This window comes from Inquilinus limosus, from assembly GCF_002195995.1.
Lineage (GTDB): Bacteria > Pseudomonadota > Alphaproteobacteria > DSM-16000 > Inquilinaceae > Inquilinus > Inquilinus limosus_C.
The window spans coordinates 70,853-78,486 of sequence record NZ_NHON01000023.1 but is presented as its reverse complement, the minus strand read 5'-3'; the positions used below and the strand labels follow the sequence as shown (position 1 = coordinate 78,486).

9 protein-coding genes are annotated in these 7,634 nt (G+C 71.2%); 4 read left to right on the top strand and 5 right to left on the bottom strand.

Annotation, left to right across the window (positions count from 1 at the left end; translation table 11 throughout):
- Together BWR60_RS14445 and BWR60_RS14440 are read right to left on the bottom strand one after the other, a co-directional pair.
- Positions 1–583: thiamine pyrophosphate-binding protein (locus tag BWR60_RS14445; RefSeq protein WP_252997355.1), on the bottom strand; the 583-nt coding region annotated here is incomplete at its 3' end.
- A 106-nt stretch (positions 584–689) separates the two neighbouring features.
- Positions 690–1,979, bottom strand: a complete 1,290-nt coding sequence (locus BWR60_RS14440) for an MFS transporter (RefSeq protein WP_088151723.1) — start codon at positions 1,977–1,979, stop codon at positions 690–692.
- A 142-nt stretch (positions 1,980–2,121) separates the two neighbouring features.
- On the opposite strand from BWR60_RS14440, the gene BWR60_RS14435 reads away from it, so the two are divergent.
- Positions 2,122–2,766, top strand: a complete 645-nt coding sequence (locus BWR60_RS14435) for a TetR/AcrR family transcriptional regulator (RefSeq protein ID WP_088151722.1) — start codon at positions 2,122–2,124, stop codon at positions 2,764–2,766.
- 3 nt (positions 2,767–2,769) lie between these two features.
- Here BWR60_RS14435 and BWR60_RS14430 read toward each other — a convergent pair whose 3' ends face one another.
- Complete coding sequence (locus tag BWR60_RS14430; protein ID WP_088151721.1) at positions 2,770–3,747, bottom strand: calcium-binding protein; 978 nt, start codon at positions 3,745–3,747, stop codon at positions 2,770–2,772.
- 330 nt (positions 3,748–4,077) lie between these two features.
- Here BWR60_RS14430 and BWR60_RS14425 point away from each other — a divergent pair, with 330 nt between their 5' ends.
- Positions 4,078–4,314, top strand: a complete 237-nt coding sequence (locus tag BWR60_RS14425) for a hypothetical protein (protein WP_088151720.1) — start codon at positions 4,078–4,080, stop codon at positions 4,312–4,314.
- Positions 4,315–4,352: 38 nt separating this feature from the next.
- On the opposite strand, the gene BWR60_RS14420 is transcribed toward BWR60_RS14425, so the two are convergent.
- Both BWR60_RS14420 and BWR60_RS14415 read right to left on the bottom strand, forming a co-directional pair.
- Positions 4,353–4,748, bottom strand: coding sequence for a hypothetical protein (locus BWR60_RS14420; protein WP_088151719.1), 396 nt, complete (start codon positions 4,746–4,748; stop codon positions 4,353–4,355).
- Positions 4,745–5,293: a DinB family protein gene (locus tag BWR60_RS14415; protein ID WP_088151718.1), complete on the bottom strand. Its 549-nt coding sequence runs from the start codon at positions 5,291–5,293 to the stop codon at positions 4,745–4,747. Before BWR60_RS14415 ends, BWR60_RS14420 begins: the two co-directional genes overlap by 4 nt.
- A gap of 189 nt (positions 5,294–5,482) precedes the next feature.
- Between BWR60_RS14415 and BWR60_RS14410 the strand changes: the two genes are divergently transcribed.
- Both BWR60_RS14410 and BWR60_RS14405 read left to right on the top strand, forming a co-directional pair.
- On the top strand, positions 5,483–5,938 hold the full coding sequence (locus BWR60_RS14410) for a thiol-disulfide oxidoreductase DCC family protein (protein ID WP_088151717.1): 456 nt from the start codon (positions 5,483–5,485) through the stop codon (positions 5,936–5,938).
- Positions 5,935–7,626, top strand: coding sequence for a DUF4166 domain-containing protein (locus tag BWR60_RS14405; RefSeq protein WP_088151716.1), 1,692 nt, complete (start codon positions 5,935–5,937; stop codon positions 7,624–7,626). The genes BWR60_RS14410 and BWR60_RS14405 overlap by 4 nt, the downstream gene beginning before the upstream one ends.
- The last annotated feature ends 8 nt before the right edge of the window (positions 7,627–7,634 follow it).

Genomic DNA, 7,634 nt, shown 5'->3' with positions numbered 1-7,634 from the left:
GCTTCGTCGAGGCGGTGCAGGGCGCGGTGCGCACCACCGCCATGGTGCTGCTGGTGATCGGCACCGCCGGCGCCTCGGCGGTGGCGATGTCCAGCGGCAGCTCGATATAGACCGGGCGTGGCCGGCCCATGCTCATCCGCGCCAGGCTGAGATCGGCCGCGGCACGCGCCTGGGAGGCGTCGACCACGGTGAGGGCGGAGGCGACCAGCCCCTCCATCGCAAGACGCTGGTTGCGCATCTCGTGCAGCTCGCCCCGGCCGAGGCCGAGATCGCGGCGGGCGTTGACGGTGGACAGCACCACCATCGGCACGCTGTCGGAATAGGCCTGGCCGATGCCGGTGGCGGCGTTCAGCAGGCCGGGGCCGGTGATCAGCACGCAAATCGCCGGGCGGCCGCTGGCCCGGGCATGGCCGTCGGCCATGAAGGCGGCGCCCTGCTCGTGCCGCACGGCGACATGGCGCAGCCCGTTGCGGCCGAGGGCGCGGTACAGCTCGAGCGTGTGCACGCCGGGGATGCCGAAGGCGGTGTCCACGCCGCTGCGGGTGAAGGCGTCGATGATCGCCTGGGCGCAGTTGTCCGCCATGAAGCCTCTCCGGTTCCGATTCGTTGCCGGAGAGACTGCCGCGCCGCCGCGCCGATGACCACCCCCGGAACCGCCGGGGCAGGGCTTCCCCGCCCCGGCAGCCAGATCAAGCGGTCGCCTCGACCAGCCGGCCGGTGGCCGGGTGCTGGCCGCGGCCGATCGCCAGCACCATGAAGGCGGCGCCGACGCAGATCACACCGGCGATCAGGAAGGCCAGCAGATAGCCGTCCATGGCGGTGCGGATCACGCCGGCGCCGAAGGCGGCGGTGGCGGCGCCGACCTGGTGCGACGCGGCGATCCAGCCGAACACCACCGGCGCGTCGTCCTTGCCGAAGGCGTCGTTGGTCAATTTCAGCGTCGGCGGCACGGTCGCGATCCAGTCGAGGCCGTAGAACACGGCGAAGATCGACAGGCCGTAGAAGGAGAAGCCGGAGAACGGCAGGTAGATCAGCGACAGGCCGCGCAGACCGTAATACCAGAACAGCAGCCAGCGGCTGGAATAGCGGTCGGACAGCCAGCCCGAGGCGGTGGTGCCGATCAGATCGAAGATGCCCATGGCGGCCAGGAGGGCGGCGCCGGTGGTGGCCGGGATGCCCTGGTCGATGCAGGCGGAGATCAGATGCGTACCGATCAGCCCGTTGGTGGTCAGGCCGCAGACGAAGAAGCTGCCGGCCAGCAGCCAGAAGTCGCGCTTCTTCGAGGCCCGGCCGAGGATGCGGAAGGCGGTGAGGATCGGGTTGCCGGTGGCGGCAGCGGGGGCGGCGCCCGGCGCCTCGCCCAGCCGCGACAGGCCGACATCCTGCGGCCGCTCCGGCAGCAGCAGGAAGACGAGCGGGATCATCGCGGCGACGACGATGGCGACCACCCAGGCCACCGGCTGCCAGCCGAAATCCTCCGCCACCGCGGCCAGGATCGGCAGGAACACCAGCGAACCGGTGGCGGTGCTGGCGGTCAGCAGGCCCATGACCAGGCCGCGCCGCTCCTGGAACCAGCGGTTGACGATGGTGGCGCCGAACACCATCGCGGCGATGCCGCTGCCGAAGCCGACCAGCACGCCCCAGGTCAGCACCAGCTGCCATTCCTGGGTGACCAGGGTCGAGCCGGACACGGCGGCGGCCAAGAGCGCCAGGGCGAAGATGATCACCGGGCGGATGCCGAAGCGCTGCATCGCCGCCGCGGCGAAGGGGCCCATCAGCCCGTACAGGAAGATGTTGACGCCGATGGCGAAGGAGATGGTCTCGCGGCTCCAGCCGAAGGACTGCTCCAGCGGCACGATCAGCACGCTGGGCGTGGCCCGGACGCCGGCGGCGGCGAGCAGCACCAGGAACGCGACCGCGGCCGCGATCCAACCGAAATGCAGGCGGCCCGACACCAGGCGCGCGACAAGGGCGGTCATCGACGGGTCCTCGACAGCTTCGGCGGATGGTCCGTTGCGGCTGGACAACGGCCTCGATCCGGCCCAAATGTAACCGATCGGTTCGTCGGCTGCCAAGACGTACGAACCGATCGGTTACATGTCAAGCCCAAGAGGTGGGACGATGGCGCAGTCGAAGACGACCCGGGAAGCCGCGACGCCGGACGGCACGGCGCCGAAGCGGGCGCGCGACCGGATCTTCGCGGTCGCCGACGAGCTGTTCTACCGCCAGGGCATCCGCGCGGTCGGGGTCGACGCCATCGCCAAGGAGGCGGGGGTGGCCAAGATCAGCCTGTACCGCGCCTTCCCGTCGAAGGACGACCTGATCGTCGCCTACCTCGCGGACCGCAACGCCGATTACTGGCAGCGCTGGGACCGCGCCTTCGCCAGGCATGAGGGCGACCCGCGGGCGCAGCTGCGGGCGATGATGGAGTACCTGGCCGACCGCACCACCGCGCCGGACTATCGCGGCTGCCCCTTCACCAACGACGCCACCGAGTTCCCGGAGCCGAGCCATCCCGGTCGCCGGGTGGCCGAGGAGAACAAGCGCGAGCTGCGCCGCCGGCTGCTGCGGCTGGCCGAGGCGCTGGGGGCGCCCGACCCGAAGACCCTGGCCGACGGGCTGGTGCTGCTGGTCGAGGGCGCCTATGCGATCAGCCAAACCCTGCGCGGCCGCGGCGGCCCCGGCCACGCCATCGTCTGGGCCGCCGAGGCGTTGGTCGAAGCGCAGCTCGGGCGAGGCGAGGCCACGCCGCACCCGGCCGGATAGCCGCTACAGGATGATGTCCAGATCGTAGCTTGGCAGGCCATTGCCATTGGATTCGAGGATGAAGCCGCCATCCGACTCGAAATCCCCGTCCAGGTCGAACATGTACAGGATGCCGGTGTCGAGTTCGTTCTGCACCATCTCCCCCGGGGTTCCCGTGAAGGAGCTGGCGCCGGTCAGGACGAAGGCCTGGTTCCCGGCTTGGGTAGCGTCGGCATCGACCGCGGCCAGATCGACCGTCACGGTGCCGGAGCCGGTTTCAGGAACGTGGATGTACTCATAGGTGCCCTCGAAATCGGCGGCTCCGGTGTAGACGACCCGGTCATGCCCGCCGGAAATCCAGACTTGATCCACGCCGCGGCCGGGCGTCAGCACATTGTCCCCGGTATCGTCCAGCAGCGTGTCCGCGGAGCCGCTGCCGGTGACGTTCTCGATGCCGATGAGCCGGTCGCGCGTCGCATCGCCGCCGGCACCGGTGCCGGTGGTGAGGTCGACCGTGACGCCGCCGATGGAGGCCGTGTAGTCGGCCGTGTCGGTTCCGGCGCCGCCATCGAGGATGTCTGACCCCACCCCGCCGCGAAGCGTGTCGTCGCCCTCGCCGCCGGCCAGGAGGTTTGCGCCGCGATCGCCGACCAGCGTGTCGTCGAACCGCGAGCCGCGGACGTTCTCGATGCCGGAAAGCTGGTCGCCCTCGGCGTCGCCAAGATGGCCCGCGCCGCTGCCGAGGTCGACATGGACATGGCCGGCGCTGGCACCGTACCAGGCGGTATCGATGCCGGCGCCACCGTCGATCTGGTCGGCCCCGGCGCCGCCGATCAGCTGGTCGTTGCCGGCGCCGCCCCGCAGCGTGTCGTCACCGCCCTTGCCGTAGATCACGTCGTTGCCGTCGCCGCCGGCCAGGGTGTCGGGGCCGGGGCCGCCCACCAGCCGCTCGCCATCGACCAGCAGTCCCAGAAGATCGGCAGGCTCGCGCGCCGAAGTCATTGCATCCTCCCCTTTGGCGTGAAGGCAATAACAGGGCCCTCATCGAATCCTCTCGATTCGATCCAGAAGGCCTGATGAAATCTTCTCACCTCACTTCTATTATCACCCTCGCAGGGACACAACAGATTCCGTTTATTCCAAATTCCCAATCAATCCCTGGAATCTGAGGAAAATCTATAGATTTCGCCACTATCACGGGACAACTCCCGGATTCAATTCGCAAGAATCTTTCCCTCGGATCCGGTAACAGTCCTGATCCCCCGGCGAAGACCAGGACGGGCCCGGCGGTCATCCGGATGGCCCGATCGCAATCATCCAGGAGAGAAAACGATGGGTTTCCGCGACGCTATCGACGGCGTGAGCACCGGAACGGTGACCAAGATCCCCGATCCCCCGCCGCAATCGACCGACAAGGCCAGGCAGTGGGGAGAGGTCCTCAAGTCTCTGCGCGGCGGCGCCCCGGGTGAGGAGCCCGAGCCGTCCAAGACCACGGGCGAGGAGATCAAGCCGGGCCCGGCGCCACGTGAAGAGGTGCATCCGCAGGAGGAGTTGCGCCGCGTCTCCTAGGCAGGCTTGGAGAGGCCGGAGGTCCCGGCCTCTCCGGCTCAGAACATATTCTTCGGATCGAACACCAGGATGAAGCTGCTGTCCGGCCAGCCGGCGCTCGGCCTCGGCCAGGGCTGGCACAGCGGGTTCAGGACCGCGCGGCGGGCGGCCACCGCCCATTGCGGGTTGCCGCCGTCATCGATGACAGTGACGGCGCCGGGAGACACGGTGCCGTCCGGCTTCACCCGAGCCACACGGAGAGTCACCTTCGACATGGGCTGGCCCTGAGGACCGACGTTCCAGCACTGCCTGACCTTGTCCCGGATCGCGCCTTCGTCGCCGCGAGTGATCCTGCGGTCGGCCTGTTGCTGGACCGGCTTTGCGGCCGATCCGGCCTGGGCGCAGCCACCTGCCAGCAGCAGCACCGCGGCCAGGCAGAAGAGCGCGCCTCTCACGATCGCCGCTCCAGTCCCAGCCGCTTCAGCTCCGCGTCCCGCCGCGGCGCGTCGGAGGCGAGGAAGAACTCGTCCAGCTGCGGCGGCACCACCCGGGTGGCGGACAGCATGGCATGCGCCTGGCCGCGATGGTGGATCTGGTGCTGGAACAGATGCGACAGGATGGCGGCGACGGTCTCGCGATGGGCGACGCCGTCGCGCCGGTCGATCGGCATCACCCGGTCGAGTCCCGCCTCGTCCAGCCCGTCGCAGAAGCGTACGAGCTCGCGATCGGTCTCGGCCTGGGCCGCGGCCAGGTCGACCGCGTCGGGATAGGGGATCGGGTCGACGCCGTGCGCCCGGCCTGGGCCCTTGAGGTCGGCCAGATAGGCGCGGTCGACCACCAGGATGTGGTTCAGCGTCCGCCGCAGCGACGGAAAGAAACCGGTGCGCGGCGCCGCGAACTCCTCCGGCGACAGCCGCAGGCAGGCGGCGTGCAGCCGGGAATTGGCCCAGGCATTGTTGCGGGCCATCAGGCGGAACTGCTCCGCCAGCGACGTCGCCATGCGCTCCTCCCTGTCGATCCTTGGGGACAGTCGACCTGCCCTCCCGCCCCGGATCAAGGGAATACTGGTGCGGATGGGCCTATCGTCCAGGCCGCCCCGCCGCGATCCGCCGACAATCCGCCGCAGCGCGCGGCTCCCGGTGATGCCCTAGGCTGGTCTCCCGGCAGCAACCAAGCGGGCCGGAGCGGCATGATCAGGCGCGATCCCTACAGCTGGCGGCAGGATCCGGCGGTGCCGCCCTTCCCCGACGACCGGCCGGTGATCGTGTTCGACGGGCATTGCGTCCTGTGCTCCGGCTGGGCCCGGTTCATCGTCAAATATGACCGGGCGAAACGGTTCCGGCTGCTGCCGGCGCAATCCCCGACCGGCCGCGCGCTCTACATCCATTACGGCCTCGACCCCGAGGATTACGAGACCAACATCCTGCTGGCCGACGGCGTCGCCTGGCTGAGATCGGAGAGCGTGATCCGCACCGCGCTGCGGCTGGGCTTCCCCTGGTCGCTGGCGGCGGCCCTGCTGGTGCTGCCCTTCGGCTGGCGCGAGCGGCTGTACGGCTTGCTGGCCCGCAACCGCTTCCGCCTGTTCGGCCGCCGCGACAGCTGCATGCTGCCGGTGCCGGGGCAGGAGGACCGCTTCCTGACATGACCGACGGCCGCCTGCGAATCCTGATCCTGGGCGGCTATGGCACCTTCGGCGGCCGGCTGGCCCGGCTGCTGGCGCAGGAGCCTGGGCTGACCCTGCTGATCGCCGGCCGGTCGCAGGCGAAGGCGGAGGCATTCTGCCGGGAGCTGGGCGGCGCGGCCGAGGCGGTGCCGCTGGCCGTCGACCGCGACGCCGCCGACGCCGCGCGGATCGCCGCAACGGGCGCCGAGATCGTGGTCGACGCCACCGGCCCGTTCCAGACCTATGGCGAGGCGCCGTACCGCATGGTCGAGGCCTGCATCGCCGCCGGCGCCGACTATCTCGACCTCGCCGACGGCGCTGATTTCGTCACGGGCATCGGCCGCTTCGACGAGGCCGCCCGCGCCCGCGGCGTGGCCGTGCTGGCCGGCGTCAGCAGCTTCCCGGTGCTGACCGCGGCGGTGGTCCGGCACCTCGCCCGGGACCTCGCCCATGTGGACTGCATCGAGGGCGGCATCGCCCCCTCGCCCTATGCCGGGGTCGGGCTGAACGTGATCCGCGCCATCGCCTCCTATGCCGGGCGGGAGGTGCGGCTGACGCGGGATGGCGCGCCCGCCACCGGCCGGGCGCTGGTCGAGACCAGGCGCTGGACCGTCGCGCCGCCGGGCCGGCTGCCGCTGCGCCGCACCCGCTTTTCCCTGGTCGACGTGCCCGATCTGCGGCTGCTGCCGGAACTGTGGCCGGGGCTGCGCGGGATCTGGATCGGCGCCGGCCCGGTGCCCGCGGCGCTGCATCGCGGCCTGAACGCCCTGGCCCGGCTGGTGCGGATCGGACTGGTGCCGACGCTGCGGCCGCTGGCGCCCTTGTTCCACGCCGCCATCAACCGGCTGCGCTGGGGCGAGCATCGCGGCGGCATGATCGTGGTCGTCCGCGGCCGCGACGCCGCCGGCCAGCCGGTGGAGCGATCCTGGCACATGCTGGCGGAGGGCGATGACGGGCCGCTGATCCCATCCATGGCCGCGGCGGCGGTGATCCTGCGCCGGCTGCGGGGCCTGCGCCCGGAGCCGGGAGCGCGGGCCGCCACCGAGGCGCTGGAGCTGGCGGATTACCAGCCGCTCTTCGCCGGGCGCGCGATCGTCCATGGCTGCCGCGAGGTGACGGCGGAAACGGCACGGCAGCCGCTGTACCGCCGGATGCTGGGCGAGGCCTGGGCGGACCTGCCAGAGCCGGTGCGGGCGATGCACGATTTGTCCGGCGACAGGCGGGTGGCCGGCCGGGCCGAGGTCGAGCGCGGCGCCGGCCTGCCGGCCCGGCTGGTGGCGGCGGTGATCGGCTTCCCCGCGGCCGGGCAGGACGTGCCGGTCGAGGTGACGTTCCAGGTCCGGGACGGGGTCGAGACCTGGCGGCGCCGCTTCGCCGGCCGCGCCTTCTCCAGCACCCAGCAGGCCGGGCGCGGCCGGTCCGAGGGACTGCTGGAGGAGCGCTTCGGCCCGGTGCGGGTCGGGCTGGCGCTGGTGCTGGACGGCGACCGGCTGCGCCTGGTGGTGCGGCGCTGGAGCCTGCTGGGCCTGCCGATGCCGCTGGCCCTGGCGCCGGGCGGCGAGGCCTGGGAGACCGCGGCGGAGGGGCGGTTCCGCTTCCATGTCGAGATCCGCCACCCCTGGGCCGGCCTGATCGTCCGCTACCGCGGCTGGCTGGCGCCGGAGGGGTAAGGCTCTTG

What these genes read in the sequence shown, in the direction of transcription:
- BWR60_RS14425 (WP_088151720.1), top strand. Translation starts at nt 4,078, where the DNA reads ATGGGTTTCCGCGACGCTATCGACGGCGTGAGCACCGGAACGGTGACC.
- BWR60_RS14430 (WP_088151721.1), bottom strand. Translation starts at nt 3,747, where the DNA reads ATGACTTCGGCGCGCGAGCCTGCCGATCTTCTGGGACTGCTGGTCGAT.
- BWR60_RS14415 (WP_088151718.1), bottom strand. Translation starts at nt 5,293, where the DNA reads ATGGCGACGTCGCTGGCGGAGCAGTTCCGCCTGATGGCCCGCAACAAT.
- BWR60_RS14440 (WP_088151723.1), bottom strand. Translation starts at nt 1,979, where the DNA reads ATGACCGCCCTTGTCGCGCGCCTGGTGTCGGGCCGCCTGCATTTCGGT.
- BWR60_RS14405 (WP_088151716.1), top strand. Translation starts at nt 5,935, where the DNA reads ATGACCGACGGCCGCCTGCGAATCCTGATCCTGGGCGGCTATGGCACC.
- BWR60_RS14410 (WP_088151717.1), top strand. Translation starts at nt 5,483, where the DNA reads ATGATCAGGCGCGATCCCTACAGCTGGCGGCAGGATCCGGCGGTGCCG.
- BWR60_RS14435 (WP_088151722.1), top strand. Translation starts at nt 2,122, where the DNA reads ATGGCGCAGTCGAAGACGACCCGGGAAGCCGCGACGCCGGACGGCACG.